We start from the raw sequence: 23199 nt of genomic DNA on the forward strand, positions 1-23199 counted from the left end.
CGGGCTTACCCCCTGTTATCCCCCGCAATCCACCATATTTAGTATTTGATTCAGGAACTCGCACTAGTTCTTGACGGGCGCAACGGAGAGTCCTAGCTTTCGGTCCGTTCGGCGCGAGTGAGTTTGCGTCCCGCCGGCACTCCCCCAAAGGGTCTCGCAAATCGTCACTCCGCCAAGCCAGCCAAAGGCCGCGGATGAGGGCTTGTCTGCCCTCGAAATGCAGACCTTCGGGCGCCAGAACGGGCCGGCAACAGGCTCGGATGGCATTGGTTGAAGTGGCGTGTGGGGCGTTGAACGCATGTCGCGCACATCCCCTTGGGGGCGGATGGGTGTGGACATGCCGGCGGATGAAAACCATCGCGCCGGGAGAAACTGGGCCGGATCCACCGGCTGAACTGCGAAGCCTTTGGGCCGATGAGGCCCTCGGAGGAATCGCGAACCGAAATAGCGACCCGGGCGCCTTGCGGAGGCAGTCCGGCAGATAAAAGGACGGGGCAAGACCATGCGGATTGAGCGGCGCCACACCACTTCGGGACAGTCACCTTACGCCGGGATCGATTTCCGGCTGACCACGTCGGAGATCCGGAATCCCGACGGCTCGGTCGTGTTCAAGCTCGAGAACGTCGAGGTGCCGACCGAGTGGTCGCAGGTCGCCTCCGACGTGCTCGCCCAGAAGTATTTCCGCAAAGCCGGCGTCGCCGCGCGCCTGAAGAAGGTCGAGGAGGAGTCCGTCCCCTCCTTCCTGTGGCGCTCCGTGCCCGACACCGAGGCGCTCGCCGCTCTCCCCGAGAAAGAGCGCTTCGTCAGCGAGCTCTCGGCCAAGCAGGTGTTCGACCGGCTCGCCGGCTGCTGGACCTATTGGGGCTGGAAGGGCAACTACTTCTCCTCCGACGAGGACGCCCAGACCTTCTATGACGAGATCCGCTACATGCTCGCCATGCAGATGGTCGCGCCGAACTCGCCGCAATGGTTCAACACCGGCCTGCACTGGGCCTATGGCATCGACGGCCCCGGCCAGGGCCACTATTACGTCGACCCCTTCACCGGCAAGCTGACCAAGTCCAAGTCCGCCTACGAGCACCCGCAGCCGCACGCCTGCTTCATCCAGGGCGTCGGTGACGACCTCGTCAACGAGGGCGGTATCATGGACCTCTGGGTCCGCGAAGCCCGCCTGTTCAAATACGGCTCCGGCACCGGCTCCAACTTCTCCCGCCTGCGCGGCGAAGGCGAGAAGCTCTCGGGCGGCGGCCGCTCGAGCGGCCTGATGAGCTTCCTCAAGATCGGCGACCGGGCAGCCGGCGCGATCAAGTCGGGCGGCACCACGCGCCGCGCCGCCAAGATGGTCGTCGTCGACGTCGATCACCCCGACATCGAGACCTATATCGACTGGAAGGTGAAGGAGGAGCAGAAGGTCGCCGCTCTCGTCACCGGATCCAAGATCAACCAGAAGCACCTCAAGGCGGTGCTGAAGGCCTGCGTGAACTGCGAAGGTTCGGGCGACGACTGCTTCGACCCCGAGAAGAACCCGGCGCTCCGCCGCGAGATCAAGCTCGCGCGCCGCAGCCTCGTGCCCGACAATTACATCAAGCGCGTGATGCAGTTCGCCAAGCAGGGCTACAAGGACATCCAGTTCGACGTCTATGACACCGACTGGGATTCGGAAGCCTACCTCACGGTTTCGGGCCAGAACTCCAACAACTCGGTCTCGCTGAAGGACGACTTCCTCCGCGCCGTGGAAACGGATGGCGACTGGAACCTCGTGGGACGCACGACGAAGAAGATCACCAAGACGCTGAAGGCGCGCGACCTCTGGGAAAAGATCGGCTACGCCGCCTGGGCGTCGGCCGACCCGGGCCTGCACTTCAACACCACCATGAACGACTGGCACACCTGCAAGGCGTCCGGCGACATCCGCGCGTCCAATCCGTGCTCGGAATATATGTTCCTGGACGACACGGCGTGCAACCTCGCCTCCGCCAACCTGCTGACCTTCTACAACACCGAGACCAAGCAGTTCGACGTCGCCGGCTACGAGCACCTCTGCCAGCTCTGGACCATCGTGCTCGAAATCTCCGTGATGATGGCGCAGTTCCCGTCGCGCGCGATCGCCGAGCTCTCCTACGAGTTCCGCACGCTCGGCCTCGGCTATGCCAACATCGGCGGCCTGCTGATGACCATGGGCCTGTCCTATGACAGCAAGGAAGGCCGCGCGCTCTGCGGCGCCCTCACCGCTGTGATGACCGGCATCACCTACAAGACCTCGGCGGAGATGGCGGCCGAGCTCGGCACCTTCCCGGGCTACAAGAAGAACGCCGCGCACATGCTGCGCGTGATCCGCAACCACCGCCGCGCCGCCCACGGCCAGTCCAACGGCTACGAGGCGCTCTCGGTGAACCCGGTGCCGATGGACCTCGTCTCCTGCCCGCAGGCTGACCTCGTCAGCCACGCGCAGGCCGCCTGGGATGCGGCGCTCGAGCTCGGCGAGAAGCACGGCTATCGCAACGCCCAGACCACGGTGATCGCACCGACCGGCACGATCGGCCTCGTGATGGATTGCGACACCACCGGCATCGAGCCCGACTTCGCGCTGGTCAAATTCAAGAAGCTCGCCGGCGGCGGCTACTTCAAGATCATCAACCGCGCGGTCCCCGCGGCGCTGCGCGCGCTCGGCTATCGCGAGAGCGAGATCGCCGAGATCGAAGCCTACGCCGTCGGCCACGGCTCGCTCTCCAACGCGCCGGCCATCAACGCCTCGACGCTGAAGGCCAAGGGCTTCACCGATGAAGCCATCGCCAAGGTCGAAAAGGCCCTGCCGACCGCCTTCGACATCAAGTTCGCCTTCAACAAGTGGACCTTTGGCGAGGATTTCATCCGCGACCAGCTCGGCATCGGTGCCGAGGCGATCGCAGCCCCCGGCTTCGACCTGCTTCAGGCCGTGGGCTTCACCAAGCGCGAGATCGAGGCGGCCAACGTCCACATCTGCGGCGCGATGACGGTAGAAGGTGCCCCGCACCTGAAGGCCGAGCACTATTCGGTGTTCGACTGCGCCAATCCCTGCGGCAAGATCGGCAAGCGCTATCTGTCGGTCGAGAGCCACATCCGCATGATGGCGGCGGCCCAGCCCTTCATCTCGGGTGCGATCTCCAAGACCATCAACATGCCGAACGACGCCACGGTGGAGGACTGCAAGTCCGCCTACATGCTGTCGTGGAAGCTCGCGCTGAAGGCCAACGCGCTCTATCGCGATGGCTCGAAGCTCTCCCAGCCGCTCAACTCGCAGCTCATCGCCGACGATGAGGACGAGGAGGATGCGGCCGAGTCACTCTACGAAAAGCCGATGGCGGCGCGTGCCACCCAGGTCTCGGAAAAGATCGTCGAGAAGCTGGTCGAGCGCATCATCGTGATGCGCGAGCGCGAGAAGATGCCGGATCGCCGCAAGGGCTACACCCAGAAGGCGGTCGTCGGCGGCCACAAGGTCTACCTGCGGACCGGCGAATATGACGACGGCCGTCTCGGCGAGATCTTCATCGACATGCACAAGGAAGGTGCGGCGCTGCGCTCCTTCATCAACAACTTCGCCATCGCGGTGTCGCTGGGCCTCCAGTACGGCGTGCCGCTCGACGAATATGTCGACGCCTTCACCTTCACCCGCTTCGAGCCGGCGGGCCCCGTGCAGGGCAACGACAGCATCAAGTACGCGACCTCGATCCTCGACTACGTCTTCCGCGAGCTCGCGGTGAGCTACATGTCGCGCTTCGATCTCGCCCATGTCGACCCGACCGAGTCGAACTTCGACGCGCTCGGCAAGGGCGTCGAGGAAGGCAAGGAGCCGGACGAGGCCCAGCACGCAACCAAGCTGGTCTCGCGCGGCCTCACCCGCTCCCGCACCGACAACCTCGTCGTGATGCGCGGCGGCTCCGCCGCGATCGCCCCGGGCAACGACAGCGCCCCGACCGGCGGCAGCAAGGTCACCGCGCTGGCCTCGCACGGCAGCTCGGCCCGCGCCGGCGATGCCATCGAAGGCGCCGTCGCCCTGAAGCAGGAAGCCAGCCACGACCTCTCTCCGACGGAGAAGCTCGAGGCCCTCCAGTGGAGCAAGGCCGGCAGCACCGCTCAGACGCTCGTCCCCACCAAGGCCGAGCGCCGCGCGGAAGCCAAGGCCAAGGGCTACGAAGGCGAGATGTGCTCGGAGTGCGGCAACTTCACGCTGGTGCGGAATGGGACCTGTATGAAGTGCGATACTTGCGGCAGCACGACGGGGTGTTCGTGAGGGGCTTTCATTGAACGACAAGAATGTAAGAGGGGCGGTTTCTAACCGCCCCTCTTTTTTGTCCACCGCTCTTTATACGTGTACTACATAAAGCATAACACTACCGAGCATTATTATTGAACAGAGTTTCTCAAATGAAGAAAGCCGCTAGAACAAAAGCAATCGAAGGCGATAAACATAAAGTTTGGCTGGCTGACGTCCTACCAAACCACGAACGCCTTGCTCCAATCGTCCATTCTCTTCTGGAAGAGCATGCTTCAGAAGGAGAAAATTGAATACCTCAATGTCACATATCGCGTAAAACTATTAGACGAAGCAATAAGGAAGATTGGAAGGAAGCAATACGAGAATCCGACGGAGCAGCTAACAGACTTATCCGGCATAAGGATCGTAACGTTCTTGGAGTCGCAGGTTACAGCCATCAGCAAGCTAGTAAGAGCACTCTTTGACGTAGACCAAGAGAATAGCCTCGATCGAGCCGATATTCTCGGTCTCGATAGGCTGGGCTATCGCTCAACGCACTTTGTGTGCACGCTGTGACCTGCCCCTGCCGATTTCCTCCAGTTGAAGTTAGAGTCCGGCCTTCTGAAGGACGGACAGATGAAGCGAGCCAGGTTTACGGAAGAGCAGATTATTGGCGTGCTGCGTGAGCATGAGGCGGGTGCGAAGGCTGCCGATTTGGCGCGGAAGCATGGCGTCTCTGAAGCGACGCTGTACAATTGGAAGGCGAAGTTCGGCGGTCTGGACGTCTCCGATGCCAAGCGGTTGCGGCAACTCGAGGACGAGAACGCCAAGCTGAAGAAGCTGCTGGCCGAGCAGATGCTGGATGCTGCAGCGCTACGCGAGCTTTTGTCAAAAAAATGGTAGGGCCCGTCGCCAAGCGCGAAGCCGTCGCGCACCTGCAGGCCGTCATGGGTCTGGCGGAGCGGCGGGCCTGCGGCATCGTCGGCGCTGACCGCAAGATGGTTCGGTACCGATCGTGCCGACCGCCGGACACCGAACTACGCGGCCACTTGCGCGAGCTTGCTAATGCCCGTCGGCGGTTCGGCTACCGCCGGCTGTTCGTGCTGCTTCGCCAGCAGGGCGAGCCGTCCGGGCGGAACCGGATCTACCGTCTGTATCGAGAGGAAGGCCTCAGCGTGCGCAAGCGCCGGGCCCGCCGCCGCGCCGTGGGCACCCGAGCGCCGATACTGGTCGAGGCTCGGCCGAACGCCCGGTGGTCGCTGGATTTTGTCCACGACCAGTTCGCCAGCGGCCGTCGCTTCCGGGTCCTGAATATCGTCGATGACGTGACCCGGGAATGTCTGGCGGCCATCCCCGACACCTCGATCCAGGGGCGGCGGGTGGCACGCGAACTGACGGCGCTGATCAATCAGCGCGGCAAGCCGGGCATGATCGTCTCCGACAACGGCACCGAGTTCACCTGCAATGCCATGCTGGCCTGGTCGGAGGAGAACAAGATCGACTGGCACTTCATTGCGCCGGGCAAGCCGATGCAGAACGGCTTCTGTGAAAGCTTCAACGGCCGGATGCGGGACGAGCTTCTCAACGAAACCTTGTTCTTCGGCCTCGATCACGCCCGCGCCAAGATTGCGGATTGGGTCGGCGACTACAACGGCCAACGCCCGCATTCCTCGCTCGGCTATCTGACCCCTGCGGCCTATGCCGCCTACCTCACCGCAACGTGCGATCGGCTGCGCAACCCCGACCAGCTCCGCCGATCGCACGTTGCTCACACCGCGCCAAACGGCGTAACATCCGCCGAGACTCTAACCGCTACTGGGTGAAACTTCAGGGGCAGGTCACTTCGGATCGCTTTTAGTGCGCGACCTCGATTGATTGCACTGTCACCGTCATCGCAGATTGGTTCCGGCTTCGATGCTCATCAACACCCTGCCGCCGAAATTGCCTTTGCCGTCGAACCCTTCTCTCCTAAACTCTCAACACCACCGGCATGGGTTCCGACGGGCCCGGTAGAAGCGGAGTCGAGTTATGCCCACATCGGAAAGCTTCCCGATCGAGAAGATTTTCGTTCCCACGAAAATGAAGAAGGCCATCAAGCCCGAGATCGTCGGGGAGATCGCCGAAAGTATGCTGGACATCGGACAACAGGCCCCCATTTTCGTTCGGCCCGACGGAGACCGCCTCGTTCTGGTCGAGGGACTGCATCGGCTCGAAGCCTGCAAGGCGCTCGGCGAGACAACCATTATCGGTGTCATGGTCCCGGCGGAGTTGGCTCAACACAAGCCGCGGCTGTCCGACGGACCCGAAGTCGAGGCAGAGCGCATCAAGATGGCGCGATTGAAACAGTTGCGGCTCGAGAAGGAAGCCGCAGAGGCATCGACGGCTGCCTTGAAGAGCGTCAACGCAACGGAATCGCCGCGCACCCGTTCGACGAAAGGCGTCCGCGACAATCCGAAGGCATCACCGGGCCGGACTGCGGGATCGACACCGAAAACATTGTCGGACTGGATCACGCAGCAAAAGGGCACCGGCGGCCGCTATTGATGGCCGGCTCCAGCTCTTGAGATTTCAGCGTCTTGAGATAACAGCTCGAATTGCGGTGACAGTGCTGCGCAAGCGCAATGCCAGGAAAACGCAGCCACCCTCTCCCTCGCTTTCGCAACCTCCGAAGAGGCGCTCGGCGGATGCGAAAGGCGTTCGCCCACGCACCGCGGATCGTCCGGATCGCGCTCAGCGTAACAGTCTTGCTTGCGGCCCTCGCCCTCCTCGACATCGCCTATCAAATCATCCGCCAACCAACCGAGCTCTTCGCCTTCGTCGGCCACTCCCTCGACAAGGACCCCGCCGAGATCTGGCGCCAATACGGCCCCCTCTTCCGCACCTATTCCACCGCGACGATCACGCCCGAATTGCTGGCCGCGCTGGCGCAGGTCGAGAGCTCTGGCAATCCGGTGGCGCGCACCTATTGGCGCTGGCGATGGAGCCTCAATCCGCTCGCGATTTACCGGCCCGCCTCCAGCGCCGTCGACCTCTACCAGATGACCGATCCGGCCCTCAGCGACGCCGCACGGTTCTGTGTCCGCGGCAACGCGGTCACGGAGACCGGCTGCGGGTCGACCTTCCTCTACACCCGCGCGATCCCGAGCCACGCCATCGAGCTGGCATCGGTGTATCTGGACCGCAATGTGGCCGACGTTCTCGCCCGCGCGGGCGATGTGAGAGCAAGCCGCGAGCAGAAGCAGGATCTGGCCGCCTTCATCCATCTCTGCGGCGCCGGTCCCGCCACGGCCTACGCACGCCGCCACTTTCAGCTGACGGCCGGCGAGCGCTGCGGCGATCATCTCGTCGCAAGCTATATCTCTGAGGTCAATGCGATGAAGCGGCAATTTCAGCGCCTGGCGGCGGATGACGGCGGTTAGCTTGTCCGTAGGATGGGTAGAGCACTTGCGAAACCCATCAATCCACGACGACTGTTGATGGGTTTCGCTTCGCCCAGAGACCTCACGGCTCATCATTCGCCGGAGCGTTGCGGCGTGATTGCCTTGCCGCTTGTCTTGCGTCTTTTCTGGCAACCCAGTGCGCGCGAAATCGCTTCGCGGCATGAAACGCCCGCGGCGCCACGACCTGAAACGCCATGGAGGCAACGCCGGCGACAAATCCCTTCACCACGTCAAAAGCGAAATCGGGTCCAAAATACTCCCACATGACCCTGCATCCTTCTTCGCGAAGGCACCGCCGGGCAGTCGTGGGCTGACATGAAAAATGGAAAGGCCCCGTCCGTCACCGGCGGGGCCTCAAGAAAATCCCTGCACGCGCCGTTGCGCGCACGCGAAATCTCTCGGTTCACCCGCTCATGGTGGACACGATGAAAGAGCTGCAAAGCATGGCCGTGCGATTGAAAACGCCCATAGCGATCATCCCGAAATTGCCAAATGCCGACCCGCCGGTGCGCATCGCCGAACAAGCGCACGAGGGTATAGTGTCGGCGCTAAAGAAGCAGACCCGAGGGCTGCCGTCTGTGTGCCATTTCACAATTGGCGGAAGACTTTTATAAGGCGTGATGAGCAAGCGTGGCCCGCAGGAAGGACCGCCATGAACGGCAATCGCTACTACGGGGTTCGGGTCGAGGGCGCCAAATACGGCGTGGGTTTTGGCTCCGCACTCGCCATCGCAATCTCCTACACCAACAATCATTCGATCCTGTGGGCGATCATCCACGGCATCTTGGGCTGGCTCTACGTGGTCTATGTCGCCCTGTTCGGGTGACGACGAACGCGCGAGGACCAGGACGCCCGTCATTGCGAGCCGCCGGGTCCGCGCGGAGCGCGGCCCGATGACAGGCTCTGCGAAGCAGTCCAGGCCGTCACCCGCGAATTGCGCCTTGCCGATGCCCGGCAAAATCTCACCACATGGCCGCCACGCAAGCGACAACCCACAATCGCGATTTCAGCGCAAACACGACGGAGGCTTGCGGCTTCAGCGATATTCAGGAGTTATTTGCAATGTTGAGTGCGGGCGAAAATAAGACAACGGGAAAATCCGGCCGGCGCGGCGCGAAGAAGAAGGCCGGGCAACGGACCAGGGCCGGCGAGCAACACGCAACTGCCGCCCATCAATTGCCGGATGCCTCGGCGGAGATCAGCCAAGAGACTAAGCAAGAGAACAAGCAAGAGAGCACCCAAGAGAACAGGCAAGAGGCCGAGCAAGAGATAAGGCAAGAGACGAGCCGAGAGATCAGTGCCCAGATACCATCGGCTGCAGCCTTGCCAGGCGAGGCTTCCGGGATGGAGATCGCTGCAAGCGCGCCCGTCGCACCGGTGGAACCCTCCCAGGCCAGCCCGCAGGCGATTGCCGATGCCTATAGCGACTACACGAGGACGTCGCTTGAGCACGCCTGGACCTTCCTGGGAAAGCTCGCGGCGGCGCGCTCACCCGTCGAGGCCTTTGAGCTTCAGATGGAGTACGCGAAACAGGTGTGCGGATCGTTGATTGCCGAATCCCAGAAGATCGCCGAGTTGCATGGACAATTGACCAGACAAAGGGTCATGCATTTTGAGGGATTCGTGGCCAAGCTCACCCAGACGACGCTCGAAATCCGCGCGACACGTCACTAACGACAACTGCGTATTCCGACACAGCGGGGGGGGGGGAGCGAGCGTAGCCCGGATGGAGCGACTTGTCCGCCGTAGCTCGAAGAGCGAAGGCGGAAGCGAAATCCGGGCTACCTGCCGCGGTCTCGGCATCGGCTAACGCATGATCCGGAAAAGTGCGAAGCGGTTTTCCGAAAAGATCATGCTCAAACAACAACCTAAAGCGCGATGACGATTCATCCCAATCTCATCGCGCTTTAGCCGGTTGTCTTGGCCCGCTGCACTTCGTGCGGGTGACGACGATCGCCACGCCGGTTTGACTTGCGAACGTAGGTGACGAGTGCCTCGGGGTTCTCGAGCTTGATCTTCAGCGCCGCGACCAATGCGTCCTCGGCTTCGATCGTGAGCACCTTGGCACGCACCCCGAGCTTCAACCCGACAGTATATGACGTCATGGCAGACTCCACGGGTCCAGGCTTCCACCGTACCTCAATCGGCGTCTCTTCGGAACAGCCCTGCTCAACACATCCCCTTTCGCCGCCGAGCAAAACCGGATCACGACCGCTCTACCAGGATCGGTGAACCGAGCTCTTCGAAATGAAAGAGCTGAAAGACCCGCTGGCCGTTGAAGTCGAGCACTCTCAAATCATCGGTCTCGTGCAGATTGCTTTCGACCGCGTGAAAGTGCCCGCCGTAGCGCTCTCTGGCGAGCGACAAGGGAACCTCGAACGCGACGAATTTGCCGATACCTTTTTGCCTGAGCACCCCAAGGAGCTTCTGGTCGTCCAGGGACTGGTGCGAGGTGAGAATGAGCAGCGGACCGCTCGCCGTGAGCAGCAGAAGCGATTTCATTGGATCCTCCTTTGCGCCCCTCCCTACCTGATCTTGGCCAGGACTCCTTCAGGCGCTCCAGCTCCGTACGAACCTGCGCCTCCATGGCGTCTTGCAATGCGAGTATGCCCCTGCTGGACAATTCTGCGGAGGCCTTTCTGTCCAGATTCTGCTTCCAATCCCGGATGGCTTGCTTGGTGGCCTTTTGGGCCTCCGAACGTCGTCTTAAGGTACTCCTTCATGCAGGCGTCGGCCATTGAGCACGTCTGGCACTCCCGGGCCGCGGCCGGACCTGAAAGAAGCAGGGCGAGTGTCGCGGTAGAGACCCTCATGGCGCTTCCTCCCGCGATAGCACAGCACGTCGCAGGGATGCCCCGGGGAGCAGCGCCCGGCTGCTTCAGCAACCGTAGCCCGCCATAATTTCTCCTTCGCGCGCGCGTTGTGTTGGACAACGGTGAGGCCTATCCTTCCGACGTTCGGACTGCCGCACTCCCATTGACGCCCGACTGGATGGAGCGCGCATCGGTGCCTGAAGCGAACGACCCCAAGCCTGACACCGACAAGCCTGAGGCCCAAAAGCCTGAGGCCGCCAAGCCGGACGAGGTGCGCGCCGATGGCGGGCTGGCGCGGGCCTATGACCAGATCAAGAGCGCAGAGCAGGACCTTGCGCGGCTGGACCGGCTGGTTTCCGGAATGGAACGCGGCAGCGAAGGCCCGCGGGCCTCGCAAGCAAGCGCCAGTGCGAAGGCAGCCGAGACTCCCAGGGACAAGGTGCCGGCACCGGTTAGCAAGGTGGGCAATCAAGGCCTGAAGGGAGATCGGACCATGCTGCGTGCCCTGGTTGGCCTCGTGTTGGCGATCGGCCTTCTCGGCGCCGCCTTCGCTTCGCAATATCGCGATGAGGCCAAGTCGATGACCAGGTCCATCATGGCGCGATGGGCTCCGCCGGCCGCGAGCGAACCCGCGCGAGCGTCCGTGGTCGAAAGTCCGGCGCAACCGTCGGCCGTGCAACTGGCTGCTGCGGATGGGCCCAGTCCGGTGCCCGCGCCGCCGCTCGGCAAGGAAACGGAAAGCGCTCCAAGAACTGACGCTCCAAGAGCTGAGGCTCCAAAACCTGACGCTGCAAGACCTGACGCGCCAAGAACCGGCGCCACGGCGCCTGATCCGTCATCGTCCGATCTCGCGCAATCGCTCAAGACCATCACCAGCGAGCTTGCGAGCATCAACGGAAAGCTCGAGCAACTGAAAAGCCGCAACGAGCAGACGCTGCGCGAGCAGGCCGACACCATTCAACAGCTCAAGGCGGCGCAGGAGAAGGATGCCGCGGACAATGCGCGCCTCGCCGCACAGGTCCAGGCGCTGCAAACGCAACTGACGACGTCAGCCGCGCCTGCACCCGCGAAACCGGTCGTGCGGAGCGCGACGAGCAACGAGACGGCTGCGCCTGCACGGCCGCACGTGCAAGCGGCGGCACCCCGGCGGCCCAGGCCACCGCCGCCGCGAGGACGCTGGATGCCCCCGCCCTATATGGCCGACCCCTACGATCCGGATTGGTAAGCCGTCAGCGTTCTCGGCCAAGAGGCTTGGTGCCAAGAGCCTTGATGCTATGCTGCGCGGCGATCGGCCGGCAGGCCCTCGGCCAGATCTGTGCGACGTCACGACGGGCCTCGGCATGAAGGAGCGAGCCCATGACCAGGCACCTTTCACGCGTCCTGTTGACCCCAATGATGCTTCTGTTTGCAGTCTGCGCGGCCAGCGCCGCAGACGGCTGCGGCACCGGTTGCCACGCCACCGTTTCCGGCGCGTGCGTGGTCGATGGCTGGGCAACGGGTGCGCGGGTCTGGAATCAATGTCCGGCCACGTCGCGTGCGCGTCCGCCTTGCGGCGGTTCAGATTACGTCTGGGACTCTCGCAAACGGGCTTGTTTCCCGTCGACGCGCGATTGGCTTTGAAGCCCAGCCCGCAGGATGGGGGCGCGCGAGCGCTCACCCCATCCTGCGAACGACGCTCTACGCCCGCCTCACCGTACCTCGCACACCGACACCTTGGCTTCGATCCCGGTCGGCTCGAGCTCTTCCGTCGCAAGCTCCTCGCTGCAGTACTCGCCGACCGAGACGTCCTTCATCCTGCGCTTGACCTGCTCGCACGTCTTGCGGACGTCTTCCGTGAAGAGCGCGCATTCCTCGATGCGTTTGAAGATCTTCCGCCCCTCGTCGCGATACCCCGCTGCCGTCTCGCGCATGAAGGCGATCGCATCATGGACCTGGGCTGTCAGCGCCTCGCATTTTCGCGCGGCATCGATCAGCTCGGCGCCCATGGCCTCGATCTCCTTTGCAGCGGACTCATAGTCACGAATGACCGCCTCTGCACTGAGCGCGCCCACGCGCGTGACCCCCTCGGTGTGCTCGACGTAATCGGGCAGCGCAATTGAAGCAATCGAGCTTCCCGTGCGCACCGATGCAATGTCCGCCTCGAGCTGGACCAAGTTTACGCCTTCACGTCTGCGCAATTGTTCGACACTTGCCATGATTGACCCTCCCAATACGCTCCCCGTACCCCAAACGGCGCTGAGTGTATTACGTGGATAAGCGACCTTCTAATCAGATATGTCGTTGACAGTCGCAGCTTTGCCATTTTTGTGCAGTTTCCGCCCCGGCACGCAGCGATGATGGATGTCATCAGCGCTCAACCTCTCATAGTTGCGGTTCGAATTGCGGTGACGGTGCACCCAACTCTCAGAGGACAGGGACGAATCGTTGCAGTGATACCCCCACACGATCCATAGGATGGGTGGAGCGAGTCGATCCCCATCGACCCCGTCAGGTGATGGATTTCGCAAAGCCTCAACTCATCCACGCGCTCCCACCAGACCCATGCCACGAAAAAGCAAACGCCTCCTCCCCCGCCTTCGCAGCGTCCGGCGGGGCGCCCGGTGGATGCGAAAGAGGTTCGCGCGCGCACCGCGGATGGTTCGGATCGCAGGCAGCGTGGCGATCCTGCTTGCGGTCGCTGCGCTTCTGAACATCGTCTATCACGTCATCCGCAAGCCGACCGAGCTGTTCGTCCTCGTTGGCAATGCGCTGGACAAGGAGCCGGCCGAGAACTGGCGGCAATACGGGCCGCTGTTCCGCACCTATTCCACCGCGACGATCACGCCCGAATTGCTGGCCGCGCTGGCGCAGGTCGAGAGTTCGGGCAATCCGGTGGCGCGCACCTACTGGCGCTGGCGATTGAGCCTCAATCCGCTCGCGATCTACCGGCCCGCATCCAGCGCCGTCGGCCTCTACCAGATGACCGATCCGGCTTTCGCCGACGCCGCACGGTTCTGTGTCCGCGGCAACGCGGTCACGGAGACCGGCTGCGGGTTCAAGGGCCTCTACACCCGCGCGATCCCGAGCCACGCCATCGAGCTGGCATCGGTGTATCTCGACCGCAACGTGGCTGACGTTCTCACCCGCGCGGGCGATGTGAAGGCAAGCCGCGAGCAGAAGCAGGATCTGGCCGCCTTCATCCATCTCTGCGGCGCCGGTCCCGCCACAGCCTACGCGCACCGCAAGTTTCAGATGATCGCCGACGAACGCTGCGGCGATCACTCGGTTGCAAGCTATGTCGCCAGGGTCAACGCGATGAAGCGGCAGTTCCTGCGACTATCGGCGGATGACCCGTAGGGTGGGTTTGCCTGCGGCTGCGCGAAGCGCAGTGCACCAGCCTAGACATTCATAGTCGCGAGGGCGCGCGCTTCAGCGGGCTGGCCGGCGCTTTGAGGCGCGTTGATATCCTTCCAACACTCATCGCTTTCCCAACGCGCGCTTATGCGAGGCGTGCCGCGAAGAAGGCGCAACCAGTGCCTTGCCAGCCACGAAGATCATGCGTTTTGGCAAAGGCTCAACCCGTCCCTATATGCGGGTGCTTTCCGCCGCGCGCTTGCGCCCTACCTGATCTTCGCCAGGCACTCCTTCAGCCGCTCCAGCTCGGAACGAACCTGCGCCTCCATCGCGTCCTGCAATGCGAGTATGCCCCTGCTGGACAGTTCGGCGGAGGCCTTTCGGTCCAGATTCTGCTTCCAGTCCCGGATTGCTTGCTTCGTGGCCCTTTGGGCCTCCAACGTCGCCTTAGAGTACTCCTTCATGCAGGCGTCGGCCATTGAGCATGTCTGGCACTCCTGGGCGGCGACCGGGCTTGAAAGAAGCAGGGCGAGTATCGCGGTGGGGACTCTCATGCTGATTCCTCCCGCCCAGGAGCATAGCACGTCTCGGGGATGCCTCGAGGAGCAGCGCGCAGGATGGGTGGAGCGCCTGCGAAACCCATCGTGCCGCGACAGCTATCGATGGGCTTCGCTTCTCGTCTATTCCGCTCCGCGTCCGTCGATGGCCTTTACCACCAGTACGGCCACCGCCATCCCTCATAGCGGACCCATGACGACACATAGGGCGGGCCGTTCGGATCGACCCGGTCGTCTTCAGGGCGATAACGATATCGTGGAACAATGTAGTAATCCCACGGCGTCGGCCTGAGCACGGGCGCCGTGACGATAAGCCTCTGCTGTGGTTCGCGAACCACCTGGGCCTTCCGCGTCCGGGCCTCAGCGCCTGATGTCCCGAGGTTGCACAGCACCAGGGCCGTTCCGAGCGCACACGCGGCGGTGATGATCTTCATGCGTTGGTCTCCTTCCCTGGAAGAGTGCAAAAGGACGCAAGGCAAGGCAAGCTAAATTCGCTCGCGCTACGTGCGCGCGCGGCGCAGAGCCTCCTCCAGCTTTTTCCTTTGCTTGTCCCACCGGCCCTGCTCGGCCTCGGCGCGTTCGTCGAGCACAGCCCGCTCGGCTTCGATCGCCTCCGCCTTCGCGGCGTGCTCCCGCCTCGCCGCGTCCAGCGCCGCCTGGGCCGTGGCGACCGCCTTGTCGCGGCGCGCGCGCTCCTTGGCGAGGGCGACCTCTTCCTTGCGTCGCTCGGCGTCTCGCCGCCGCTCTTCCTTCTCGAACGCCGCGGCGGCTTTGCGCGCGTCTTGATCGTCAATCTTGCGTGACTGTTTTGTTACGCCCTCGGCCGGACGCTGCTTCGACTTGGATTTGGACTCGGGCTTGGACTTGGAGTTGGGTTTGGGTTTTCGCTTGGCCTCATCGTCGGCGAGATCGGTTGGCAGCGCGGCGCTCTCGGTGAACGGGCCGCCGGAGCCGACCGGGCGCCTGAGCACGACGCCGGGGCTCGCCATGGTCGCCGCGACGATGTCGGGGTCGTCGGTCTCCTTCGCGGCGCCCTGATGGAAGAGGTTGGAGCTGGCGCCCCAGGCCTCCAGCGCCGCCTTCATCGAGGGTGCGGCGACCGCCTGGTCGTAGAAGCCGAGCGAGGTCTGGTAGGTCTTCAGTTTTCTCTTCAGGTCTTTCGGCATATCGCCCCGCGGCCCGGCGAAGCACCTCTCCCTCGCGCCGGCGCCACCATGCCATAGTGCCCTTGTTTTGCCCGACGAGTCAAATTTTATTCGGGATCACCGAAATCGATGCGAGGCAAGCAACGACCGGCATTGCCGACGGAGCAGCACAATATTCGGTCCCGCAGACCCCTGAAATCACGCGAGTTTTCTACGGTGCATGGGGTTGTTTTCGACATTTTTGTTGGCCGCGCAGTTCCGCGAGGTGTCTCCCTACGCCGCGTCGACGTCCTCAGGCGCCGGACCTGCCACGAGCCCGCCGAGACCGACCATTAGCAAATCGGCAATGTGCATCAGCTGGTAGAGCGGAATGTCCGCCTCGCCACTCTCGGCCAGCGCCAGGAAGGCGGGCGTGACGCCGATGCGCTCGGCGAGCTGGACTGCGGTGTAGCCGCGGGTCTCGCGTGCCGCTTTAACACGCGCGCCGATCCCGAGCCGGTGCCGGGACTGCTCGTCCGCGGTCATCATGACGGCCTGTTCGTCCGGGCTCGCATAACCATCGGCGAACGCGGTGCCGATCAGTCTCCCCTTGCGCCAGGCGACGCGGCAGTCCTTGCGCAGTCCGCTGCTGAAGACCAGCGTGAACTGCTCGGCGACCCATAGCGACGAGTTGAGCTGCAGGCGGGCGCCGGTGCCGGAGACATCGCGGATCGTGCAGGGCACGCTGATGAGGCTGCCGGTGCCGTTGTCGAACTCGACAATCCCGGTTCGCAGCGTGTGATGTCTGACGGCGGCACGATGCTCGCTCATGACCTGGACTCCCAAAGCTTGCGGCAGCGCCGAACGGCGTAGCCGACGCATCCGCATGATCAGGACATGGATACCGCGGAATTTTTCCCGAACTCCTAAGGCTCCGGCACTTCAACCGGGACCGGACGCCATGGTAAAGGATTTGCTCCCAATCCATCTTTTCCGGCGGAATGCGTGCGGCGCGCCCGTGAGAGCGTTTTCGAGCGAAGTGGATACCGGTTTTCGTAAAGAAAACGCGCCAAAACAAAAACCTGGAGCAAAGGCTCTAGGGGGTGACGAGGCAAGCAATGACCGAACCGATGAAATGCCAAAACTGCCAGTCCGAGCACGCCTATCAGGACCGCGATCTCTGGGTCTGTCCGGAATGCGCCCATGAATGGCGCGCTGGGGGCGATGCGGCCACTCCGGTCGCGCAGGAGGCCGGCGTGTGCGATGCGCATGGCAATGCGCTTGCCGATGGCGACAGCGTCATCGTGATGAAGGACCTCAAGGTCAAGGGGTCGTCGTCGGTCGTCAAGGGCGGCACCAAGGTCAGGAACATCCGCCTCCAGGACGCCACCGACGGCCACAACATCGCCTGCAAGATCGACGGCATCGGCGCGATGAATTTGAAATCGGAGTTCGTGAAGAAGGCCTGAGCCGCCCGCGTCCGCTCGCGCTATTCCTCCAGCAGTGCGTCATACCCTTTCGCGCTGAACGCCAGCAGACAAAACCCGTGCCCGAACGGATCGGCCAGCATCGCGATCCGTCCATACGGCGCATCGCGCGCGGGCGCCTCGAGGATCGCACCGGCGGCAAGTGCGCGCGCGACGGCGGCATCGACATCGTCGACGACGACGTCGATATGCAGCGGCGTCCAGTGCCGCTCGTAGCGCCGGCGGTCGCTGCCCGCGCCCGGTGTGCCGGCCTGCTTGGTCAGAAGATACAGCGGCGCGGACCAGCCCAGCAGCTCGACGAAGTCGGTGCCGAAGCGGCGGCCTACCGTCAGGCCGAAAGCGGCGGTGTAGAAGGTGGTCGCTTGCGCTGCGTCGGGAACGTCGATGTTGAGCAGGATGGTCATGACGGGCAGCGTAACCCGGACGGAGCGGACGCATAATCCGGAATCTTGCCGCACCAACGGTCGCGCTATGCGATCACCGCTGCCGTTGCGCCAGATAAAACCCGCACAGCACCGTGACCAGACCCGCCACCTGCAGCATCGTCGGCGGCTCGCCGAGCAGCAGCCAGCCGACCAGGAGCGTCAGCGCCGGCACGCAGGCCGGGATCACGGCGGCGCGGGCGACGCCGAGGCGCTGGACCGAGACGGCGAACAGATAAAGCGCGGCGGGGCCGGCGAGCACGCCCTGCGCCAGCGCCTGAATCGCATTCTCGGTCACGCCGATCGCCGCGACATGGGCGAGACCGACGGTGGCGAGATAGATCGGCAACAGCAGCAGCGACAGCACATTGATGACGAGCGCGGCCGACACGGCGGAGACGCGCCAGTGCCGCAGCAGCGCGCCAAAACCGGCGAACATGAATCCGGTGAGCACGAAGGTCAGATCGCCGAGCACACCGTCGGACCCGATATGGCCGATCGATTCCGCGCCGATCACGCAGAGGCCGCCGACGATGACCAGGGCGCCGGCAAGGCGCGAGGCGGAGATGTGCTCCTTCAGCACGACCGCCGCGAGCAGGAGGCCGCCGAGCGTCGCGCAGGAGGGCTGGATCACGCTGCCGTGGCCGAGCGGCACGAACAGGAATCCGGTGTAGGAGATCAGCGACATCACGGGACCGCCGAGCACCATCAGCGCAAGGCCCCTGCCCCAGCCGATACCGCAGAGATCACCGATGCCGGCGCGCGCGACCAGCGGCAGGAACGCGATGCCCGACCAGACATAGCGATGCACGAGCAGATCGACCGGGGTGAAACCGACCCTGAGGCCGTGCCGCGTCCCCGCAAAGCCCAGCGCCCAGAACAGTGCAGCCGACAGGCCGCAGACGACGCCGAGCAACGCCGGCGCCGCATCGTTCTTCTGAATGAGAGCGTCAGCGCCGCTCGTTCGCTGATCCATCGACAAGCCTTATGTCAGCGCGTGAGCCGCCTCAACCCACGCCGTTGCAGGTCTGGCACGCAGCGTAGCCCAACCATCATGCCTCCTCGCCGAACACCATCTGCCATCCGTTGCGCGTGTCCATGTATTCCCGCACTTCGCGAATACGGTCCCCGGCCACCGTGAACACGAAGCAATAGTCGTTCTCGTAGGGCTTGCCGCCCGCAAGCGTGGCACGCATCCGCTCCTCCACGATCACGACATCGCCGTCGGCGTAGACGCCGCGAAAGGCGATATCGATCTCGGAAAACATCCTGTGCATCTCCTGCGCGATGAAGCGCGCGATCGCTTGCGCGCCCATCATGTGATCGGTGTGATCGAGCGCGACGGCGGTGGCGTTGCCCTTCGGCGCGATCCATTCGGCATCGTCGGTGAACAGTGCGGCGATGCGGCCGGCATCGCGCGACGAAAAGGTCTTCCAGGCGTTGAGAACGATGTCTTTCGGGCTGGTCACGGCGCGCTCCAGAACTGGCATTGAGGGGGCTTGCATCGAGGGCCGCCTTCTAGGCCACCATGCGCGTTGCGGCTCGCCACAATCGGACTCGGTCATCCCGCGGCCCCTTCCGCCCGCGCTGGCATGCGCTATCATCCGGCCATGCTGAGTTTTGACGATTGCAACGCCGCGCGCCTGCGCAGGGATCCCCGCTATGACGGCCGCTTCTTCACGGCGGTGAAGACCACGGGCATCTATTGCCGCCCGGTCTGTCCGGCCAAGCAGCCGCTGACGCGCAACGTCGTCTATTACCCGACGGCGGCCGCGGCCGAAGCCTCTGGCTTCCGGCCCTGCCTGCGCTGCCGCCCCGAAACCGCGCCGTTCTGCCCGGCCTGGAACGGCACGCGTTCGACGGTCGCGCGCGCGGTGAAGCTGATCAACGAGGGCGCGCTCGATGAAGATTCGGTGGTGACGCTTGCGATGCGGCTCGGCATCTCCTCGCGTCACCTGGCGCGCTTGTTCGAGCGGCATGTCGGCGCGACGCCGCAGCAGCTTGCCAAGACGCTGCGCGTCCAGCGCGCAAAACGCCTGCTCGATGGCGGCGAACACACCATGACCGACATCGCGTTCCAGGCCGGCTTCGGCAGCCTGCGGAGATTCAACGCCGCGTTCGCCGAGCTCTATGGAAGATCGCCGTCCAGCCTGCGCTCATCGAAGCATGCGTAGCCCGAATCGAGCTGCGCAAGTTCGCTCAGAAAAATCCGGGGCTGAGATCGAGTCCATAGGTCAGGCTCAGCACGAACACGAACAGCGCGGCGGCTGCGAACAATGCAATATGTCTGAGAATAAACGCGCGCGGCGAGGTGGTGGCAATAACGGCTTTTTGCGCAACGGGCATGACGGCTCCATTATGAAAACGGTTTTTGGCCGCCACTAAGCGGCGCCCGCATCAGGCGCCGCGATCTGCAAAGCAACTATTAAAGAGATCACACTAGTCTTGAACGGCCGTACACAACCGGCGCGCGACGGCGATTTTTCTTGCCGCAACTTTCTCAACCCGCGCACGGCCGCGCCAGAACGTGGCTCGCTTCTCAAAAAAAGACCGCGCTCCTGAAAGGGAACGCGGTCCATGCAGGCTCGGGAGGGGACGAGCCTGTTTCATGTCTTCAAGCGATTGAGATCAGCGGGCCGTGCCCGTCGTGACGTCCGCGGTCTTGACCTTGCGCGGCGTCAGCACGCGAGCCTGGTGGACCGAAGCGACCGTGGTCGGCACGGTTGCCTGCTGCTCGACATGCGCGGCACCAAGCACGCGCACCTGCAGGGGGGAGACCGGAAAACCGTTGGCCTCATAGGTCGGCAGCTCGGCGGCGAAGGCCGCGGTGCTGCCCGCGATCGTCAGGATGGCGGCGGCGATCGACAGAGTCTTCTTATTCATTGGTGATGCTCCTGAGTGGAAGGTTCGGAGCACATTTAAGCGCGTTTTGCTGCATTGCGACATGCTCTGTTGCATTGCAACAGCGCGCCCGCTGCATAGCAATATGTTTAATGCGCACAAGCGCTTGGTCGAAGCCCCGCCGGACGCGACATGACACTTTTATGGGCGGCGGTCAGCCACCGAGCACATGCCCCCCCGTCCACGCGGCTTATTTCAACGCCGTCGCCAGCGATTGCAGCTTTGCGACGAGATTGGTGCCGAGCGCATAGATGATCTCGATGATCGCCAGCGCGATACCGGCTGCAATCAGACCGTACTCGATCGCGGTCGCGCCGGATTCATCGGCGGCAAATTCGATCAACAGGCATTTCAATTTCACAACTCGCATCCTTACAACTCTACCGCACGTTGCCGGCACAGGAGAGATACCAAGTCGCAATCCAAGATTGAGTAAATTCAATCCCTTCAATTTGATGGCAATGAATGGCTGCTGCTTTTCAGCCACTTGCCGCCCTAAACCGCAGGGAACTCGCGTTGCACCTCGGCAACACCCGCCCGAAAAGCCCCATTTCGCCTATTTGCGCCATTGCGCCGCCACACCATCCCCCGAACAATTGACGCGTCGCGTGCCTGGCTGTGCAAGATTGGTTCGAACAGAACCGTTTGGAGGCAGGGATCATGAATGATCGGCAGTCTCTTCTGGTGGCGGTCTCGTGCCCCTCGGCCGTTCTCGCCGGCTGGCTGGCGCTCTCCCTGTCCGCCTACGCTCCGGCCCTCATCGAGAAAAGCAGCGCCAATGCTCCCGCCGTGTCGCGCGCGAAAGATCTTGGCCGGCTCGAGCTCGCCGACGTCCCGCATGCTGCGGCCATCGAGGATGGCGTCGCCCTGACCGCCGATATCGCGGCCGCTGTCGCTGCGACACCGAATCCGGATCCGGCCCCCGAGGCCGCAACAGCCGAGACGCCCGCCGCCGTCATCAAGCTCGCCTCGGCCGATCCGGCCCTGATCTTGCCGGCGGAAGCGCCGCCGGCGCTACAGATTTCGCCTGGACCGGCGCCCGTCCTCAGCGAGGCTGCACCAGCAGAGGCCGCACCGGCGCCGGAGCCCGTGGTCAAACTCGCCTCCGCCGATCCCACCGAGATCGTGACGACAGATGAGCTGTCGCCCGCGGCGATCGCGACCGGCCCAGCGCCTGCCGCGAGCAAGCCGTCGCCCCCGGCCGACACCGTTGCCGTGCTCGATGAGTGCTTTGTCATGGACGCCTGCATCGACCGCTATCTGTGGACGCTCTATCAGCGCACCGCGAAGGAGGATTCGATCAAGGTCGAGGACCGCCGCCCCGTCACCATCAAACGCAGGGGCAAGATGGTCACGGTGATGCGCAGCTTCACAAAGCTGGTCGATCAGGATTTTGGCTGGAAGGATCCGAAAGCGGCCGAGCGCGCCAGCATGCCGATGATGGATTACGTCATCGGCGGCATGGACAAGAGCTTCAAGCGAAAGCTGTTTCGCATGCTGCTCGCAGCCGAGGCCGCCGGCCTGTCGCCGGGCATCACCAGCGCGTTCCGCGACGACTACCGCCAGTCGATCGCGAGCGGCCTGAAGGCCGCCTCCGACCGCTCTTATCATGGCGGCAGCACGCGCGGTGGCTACGGCCATGGCATGGCGGCCGACATCGTCAGCACCCAGGGCAACAACCGCGCGCAGCGCTGGGTCTCGACCGAAATCCTGTGGAAGTGGGTCGACGCCAACGGCAAGGCATTCGGCATCGGCCGGCCCTATCTCGGCCGCGATCCGCCGCATGTCGGCCCGGTCGACGGCCAGGAATACATCTCGAAGCGTGGCACGGGAGACCGCAAGGAAGCTGCCAACGTGAAGTCCAAGAAGGTGACGCGGGCCGCGGCCCACGCAAAGCTGCGAAAGACACACGCCGCACGCGAGCAGAAGGCTTTGGCCAAGCCGCAGAAGTCAGCGCAATCGGCCGGCAAGCGCGCGACCTGACCCTGTTACGGCTTCCGCCCGGGGATCGGCAGCGGTACGAGGCGCATCTCGGCGGTGCCTGCGTCTTGCGTGCGCACCAGCACCGCAAAGATGGTTTCGACCGCGAGCCGTACGGCCGCCTGCATCGCCTTGCCCTTGGCCAGATGCGCCGCAATCAGGCCGGCAAGGAGATCGCCGGTGCCTGAGGGGCGGATCGGCAACCGCGGCGTCGCAAAGCGCGACAGCTGGCCGTCGGCGCACAGGATCGTCTCCACCTGCCCTTCTGCCGTGTCGGCGAGCGTGCAGCCAGTAGCGACGACATCGATGCGACGTTGCCCCGCCAGCGCCGCGCAGGCCGTGCGCAGGCTCTGCGTGTCCGCGATCGTGACGCCCGACAGCAGCTCGAGCTCGAACTGGTTCGGCGTGGTCAGGTTGGCGGCCGGCAGCAGCCGGTGCTGCACCACGTCCAGAATGCCATCGGCGACGTAGACGCGGCCGTCATCGCCGATCACGGGATCGCAGAGATAGACGAGCTTCGAATTCCGCGTCAGCGCCCGCTCGACGAAGTCGGCGATCACAGCCGCGTTGCCAGGCGAGCCGAGATAGCCGGTGACGAGCACCGCGGCCTCATCGACGAGGTCGCGCTCCTCGACGCCTTTGAGGAGATCGGCGACGAGCTCGGTCTCCAGCACCCGCCCACGCAACGTCGGATAACGCGGATGGTTCGACAGCAGCGTCGTCGGCACCGCCGCGACGTTCACGCCCTCGGCCTGCATGGCATAGGCCGCCGCGCTGTTGCCGACATGGCCGTGAACCACCTGGCTTTGAATGGAGATCACGAGCATGCAGAGGTCCGTAAGATCAAATGCTGAGCGACGCAAGCGTAGCAGGAACGGCTGGTGTAGCCCGGATGGAGCGAAGCGCAA

The 23199-nt window shown here is 63.7% G+C and carries 29 protein-coding genes and 1 pseudogene; 16 read left to right on the top strand and 14 right to left on the bottom strand.

The features are described from left to right. Nucleotides 1-502: 502 nt before the first annotated feature. From ACVJ5M_RS27065 to ACVJ5M_RS27110, 10 genes and pseudogenes are all read left to right on the top strand, one after another. A complete protein-coding gene (locus ACVJ5M_RS27065; RefSeq protein WP_354099571.1) occupies nucleotides 503-4270 on the top strand; it encodes a vitamin B12-dependent ribonucleotide reductase in 3768 nt (1255 codons plus the stop codon). A gap of 134 nt (nucleotides 4271-4404) precedes the next feature. Next, nucleotides 4405-4545 (top strand): hypothetical protein, encoded by a 141-nt coding sequence (locus ACVJ5M_RS27070; RefSeq protein WP_283018730.1) that lies wholly within the window; start codon nucleotides 4405-4407, stop codon nucleotides 4543-4545. Next, the gene (locus tag ACVJ5M_RS27075; protein ID WP_354097752.1) at nucleotides 4523-4810 is read left to right on the top strand and encodes a hypothetical protein; all 288 of its coding nucleotides are present in this window, start codon (nucleotides 4523-4525) and stop codon (nucleotides 4808-4810) included. Before ACVJ5M_RS27070 ends, ACVJ5M_RS27075 begins: the two co-directional genes overlap by 23 nt. Nucleotides 4811-4870: 60 nt before the next feature. Continuing rightward, a pseudogene (locus ACVJ5M_RS27080) lies at nucleotides 4871-5023 on the top strand (transposase); the annotation flags it as partial. Continuing rightward, the gene (locus ACVJ5M_RS27085) at nucleotides 4990-6057 is read left to right on the top strand and encodes an IS3 family transposase (protein WP_231142186.1); all 1068 of its coding nucleotides are present in this window, start codon (nucleotides 4990-4992) and stop codon (nucleotides 6055-6057) included. The pseudogene ACVJ5M_RS27080 and the gene ACVJ5M_RS27085, both read left to right, overlap by 34 nt. Nucleotides 6058-6262: 205 nt before the next feature. Beyond that, complete coding sequence (locus tag ACVJ5M_RS27090; RefSeq protein ID WP_283018729.1) at nucleotides 6263-6778, top strand: ParB N-terminal domain-containing protein; 516 nt, start codon at nucleotides 6263-6265, stop codon at nucleotides 6776-6778. A 140-nt stretch (nucleotides 6779-6918) separates the two neighbouring features. Next, complete coding sequence (locus tag ACVJ5M_RS27095) at nucleotides 6919-7653, top strand: lytic transglycosylase domain-containing protein (RefSeq protein WP_428841295.1); 735 nt, start codon at nucleotides 6919-6921, stop codon at nucleotides 7651-7653. Nucleotides 7654-8099: 446 nt separating this feature from the next. Beyond that, on the top strand, nucleotides 8100-8288 hold the full coding sequence (locus ACVJ5M_RS27100; RefSeq protein ID WP_283018727.1) for a hypothetical protein: 189 nt from the start codon (nucleotides 8100-8102) through the stop codon (nucleotides 8286-8288). Between the two features lie 38 nt (nucleotides 8289-8326). Continuing rightward, complete coding sequence (locus ACVJ5M_RS27105) at nucleotides 8327-8500, top strand: hypothetical protein (protein ID WP_166096372.1); 174 nt, start codon at nucleotides 8327-8329, stop codon at nucleotides 8498-8500. 143 nt (nucleotides 8501-8643) lie between these two features. Further along, on the top strand, nucleotides 8644-9348 hold the full coding sequence (locus ACVJ5M_RS27110) for a phasin family protein (protein WP_028148715.1): 705 nt from the start codon (nucleotides 8644-8646) through the stop codon (nucleotides 9346-9348). A gap of 233 nt (nucleotides 9349-9581) precedes the next feature. Here the strand turns inward: ACVJ5M_RS27110 and ACVJ5M_RS27115 are convergent, their stop codons facing one another. Together ACVJ5M_RS27115 and ACVJ5M_RS27120 are read right to left on the bottom strand one after the other, a co-directional pair. Continuing rightward, nucleotides 9582-9779, bottom strand: a complete 198-nt coding sequence (locus ACVJ5M_RS27115; protein ID WP_014495617.1) for a hypothetical protein — start codon at nucleotides 9777-9779, stop codon at nucleotides 9582-9584. Nucleotides 9780-9879: 100 nt separating this feature from the next. Then, nucleotides 9880-10176, bottom strand: a complete 297-nt coding sequence (locus ACVJ5M_RS27120) for a hypothetical protein (RefSeq protein WP_063983569.1) — start codon at nucleotides 10174-10176, stop codon at nucleotides 9880-9882. 489 nt (nucleotides 10177-10665) lie between these two features. On the opposite strand from ACVJ5M_RS27120, the gene ACVJ5M_RS27125 reads away from it, so the two are divergent. Together ACVJ5M_RS27125 and ACVJ5M_RS27130 are read left to right on the top strand one after the other, a co-directional pair. After that, nucleotides 10666-11712, top strand: coding sequence for a hypothetical protein (locus tag ACVJ5M_RS27125; RefSeq protein ID WP_354099533.1), 1047 nt, complete (start codon nucleotides 10666-10668; stop codon nucleotides 11710-11712). Nucleotides 11713-11882: 170 nt separating this feature from the next. Beyond that, nucleotides 11883-12107 (top strand): GCG_CRPN prefix-to-repeats domain-containing protein, encoded by a 225-nt coding sequence (locus tag ACVJ5M_RS27130; RefSeq protein ID WP_371498184.1) that lies wholly within the window; start codon nucleotides 11883-11885, stop codon nucleotides 12105-12107. Between the two features lie 68 nt (nucleotides 12108-12175). Here ACVJ5M_RS27130 and ACVJ5M_RS27135 read toward each other — a convergent pair whose 3' ends face one another. Further along, nucleotides 12176-12682 carry a hypothetical protein gene (locus ACVJ5M_RS27135; protein ID WP_071914417.1) on the bottom strand — a complete coding sequence of 169 codons (507 nt, stop codon included), beginning with the start codon at nucleotides 12680-12682 and terminating at the stop codon, nucleotides 12176-12178. Between the two features lie 346 nt (nucleotides 12683-13028). Between ACVJ5M_RS27135 and ACVJ5M_RS27140 the strand changes: the two genes are divergently transcribed. Beyond that, a complete protein-coding gene (locus tag ACVJ5M_RS27140) occupies nucleotides 13029-13823 on the top strand; it encodes a transglycosylase SLT domain-containing protein (protein WP_283018726.1) in 795 nt (264 codons plus the stop codon). A gap of 263 nt (nucleotides 13824-14086) precedes the next feature. Here ACVJ5M_RS27140 and ACVJ5M_RS27145 read toward each other — a convergent pair whose 3' ends face one another. The 4 genes from ACVJ5M_RS27145 to ACVJ5M_RS27160 all read right to left on the bottom strand — a co-directional run bounded on the left by ACVJ5M_RS27145 (nucleotide 14087) and on the right by ACVJ5M_RS27160 (nucleotide 16332). Next, nucleotides 14087-14374 carry a hypothetical protein gene (locus ACVJ5M_RS27145; protein WP_283018725.1) on the bottom strand — a complete coding sequence of 96 codons (288 nt, stop codon included), beginning with the start codon at nucleotides 14372-14374 and terminating at the stop codon, nucleotides 14087-14089. A 155-nt stretch (nucleotides 14375-14529) separates the two neighbouring features. After that, nucleotides 14530-14811 carry a hypothetical protein gene (locus tag ACVJ5M_RS27150; RefSeq protein WP_283018724.1) on the bottom strand — a complete coding sequence of 94 codons (282 nt, stop codon included), beginning with the start codon at nucleotides 14809-14811 and terminating at the stop codon, nucleotides 14530-14532. Nucleotides 14812-14877: 66 nt separating this feature from the next. Beyond that, complete coding sequence (locus ACVJ5M_RS27155; RefSeq protein WP_283018723.1) at nucleotides 14878-15543, bottom strand: cell envelope biogenesis protein TolA; 666 nt, start codon at nucleotides 15541-15543, stop codon at nucleotides 14878-14880. Between the two features lie 252 nt (nucleotides 15544-15795). Next, the gene (locus ACVJ5M_RS27160) at nucleotides 15796-16332 is read right to left on the bottom strand and encodes a helix-turn-helix domain-containing protein (protein WP_283018722.1); all 537 of its coding nucleotides are present in this window, start codon (nucleotides 16330-16332) and stop codon (nucleotides 15796-15798) included. 287 nt (nucleotides 16333-16619) lie between these two features. Between ACVJ5M_RS27160 and ACVJ5M_RS27165 the strand changes: the two genes are divergently transcribed. Continuing rightward, nucleotides 16620-16970 (top strand): zinc ribbon domain-containing protein YjdM, encoded by a 351-nt coding sequence (locus tag ACVJ5M_RS27165; RefSeq protein WP_283018721.1) that lies wholly within the window; start codon nucleotides 16620-16622, stop codon nucleotides 16968-16970. 20 nt (nucleotides 16971-16990) lie between these two features. On the opposite strand, the gene ACVJ5M_RS27170 is transcribed toward ACVJ5M_RS27165, so the two are convergent. The 3 genes from ACVJ5M_RS27170 to ACVJ5M_RS27180 form a co-directional block, all read right to left on the bottom strand. Continuing rightward, the gene (locus tag ACVJ5M_RS27170) at nucleotides 16991-17392 is read right to left on the bottom strand and encodes a VOC family protein (protein ID WP_283018720.1); all 402 of its coding nucleotides are present in this window, start codon (nucleotides 17390-17392) and stop codon (nucleotides 16991-16993) included. Nucleotides 17393-17465: 73 nt separating this feature from the next. Continuing rightward, nucleotides 17466-18386: a DMT family transporter gene (locus ACVJ5M_RS27175; protein WP_283018719.1), complete on the bottom strand. Its 921-nt coding sequence runs from the start codon at nucleotides 18384-18386 to the stop codon at nucleotides 17466-17468. A gap of 76 nt (nucleotides 18387-18462) precedes the next feature. Beyond that, a complete protein-coding gene (locus tag ACVJ5M_RS27180) occupies nucleotides 18463-18879 on the bottom strand; it encodes a nuclear transport factor 2 family protein (RefSeq protein WP_283018718.1) in 417 nt (138 codons plus the stop codon). A 141-nt stretch (nucleotides 18880-19020) separates the two neighbouring features. Between ACVJ5M_RS27180 and ACVJ5M_RS27185 the strand changes: the two genes are divergently transcribed. Then, nucleotides 19021-19584 carry a bifunctional transcriptional activator/DNA repair enzyme AdaA gene (locus tag ACVJ5M_RS27185; RefSeq protein ID WP_166353047.1) on the top strand — a complete coding sequence of 188 codons (564 nt, stop codon included), beginning with the start codon at nucleotides 19021-19023 and terminating at the stop codon, nucleotides 19582-19584. A gap of 25 nt (nucleotides 19585-19609) precedes the next feature. On the opposite strand, the gene ACVJ5M_RS27190 is transcribed toward ACVJ5M_RS27185, so the two are convergent. From ACVJ5M_RS27190 to ACVJ5M_RS27200, 3 genes are all read right to left on the bottom strand, one after another. Continuing rightward, a complete protein-coding gene (locus ACVJ5M_RS27190) occupies nucleotides 19610-19756 on the bottom strand; it encodes a hypothetical protein (protein WP_166096368.1) in 147 nt (48 codons plus the stop codon). Between the two features lie 282 nt (nucleotides 19757-20038). Next, complete coding sequence (locus ACVJ5M_RS27195; RefSeq protein WP_028161188.1) at nucleotides 20039-20293, bottom strand: hypothetical protein; 255 nt, start codon at nucleotides 20291-20293, stop codon at nucleotides 20039-20041. A 208-nt stretch (nucleotides 20294-20501) separates the two neighbouring features. Continuing rightward, nucleotides 20502-20666, bottom strand: coding sequence for a Flp family type IVb pilin (locus ACVJ5M_RS27200; protein WP_166105775.1), 165 nt, complete (start codon nucleotides 20664-20666; stop codon nucleotides 20502-20504). A 305-nt stretch (nucleotides 20667-20971) separates the two neighbouring features. Here ACVJ5M_RS27200 and ACVJ5M_RS27205 point away from each other — a divergent pair, with 305 nt between their 5' ends. Beyond that, entirely contained in the window at nucleotides 20972-22294 is a 1323-nt protein-coding gene (locus tag ACVJ5M_RS27205) for a M15 family metallopeptidase domain-containing protein (protein ID WP_283018717.1), read from the top strand. A gap of 5 nt (nucleotides 22295-22299) precedes the next feature. Here the strand turns inward: ACVJ5M_RS27205 and pdxY are convergent, their stop codons facing one another. Next, nucleotides 22300-23118 carry a pyridoxal kinase gene (gene pdxY, locus ACVJ5M_RS27210; protein ID WP_063983580.1) on the bottom strand — a complete coding sequence of 273 codons (819 nt, stop codon included), beginning with the start codon at nucleotides 23116-23118 and terminating at the stop codon, nucleotides 22300-22302. Nucleotides 23119-23199: the final 81 nt, after the last annotated feature.

The sequence above is a fragment of the Bradyrhizobium sp. S3.7.6 genome (assembly GCF_054061875.1).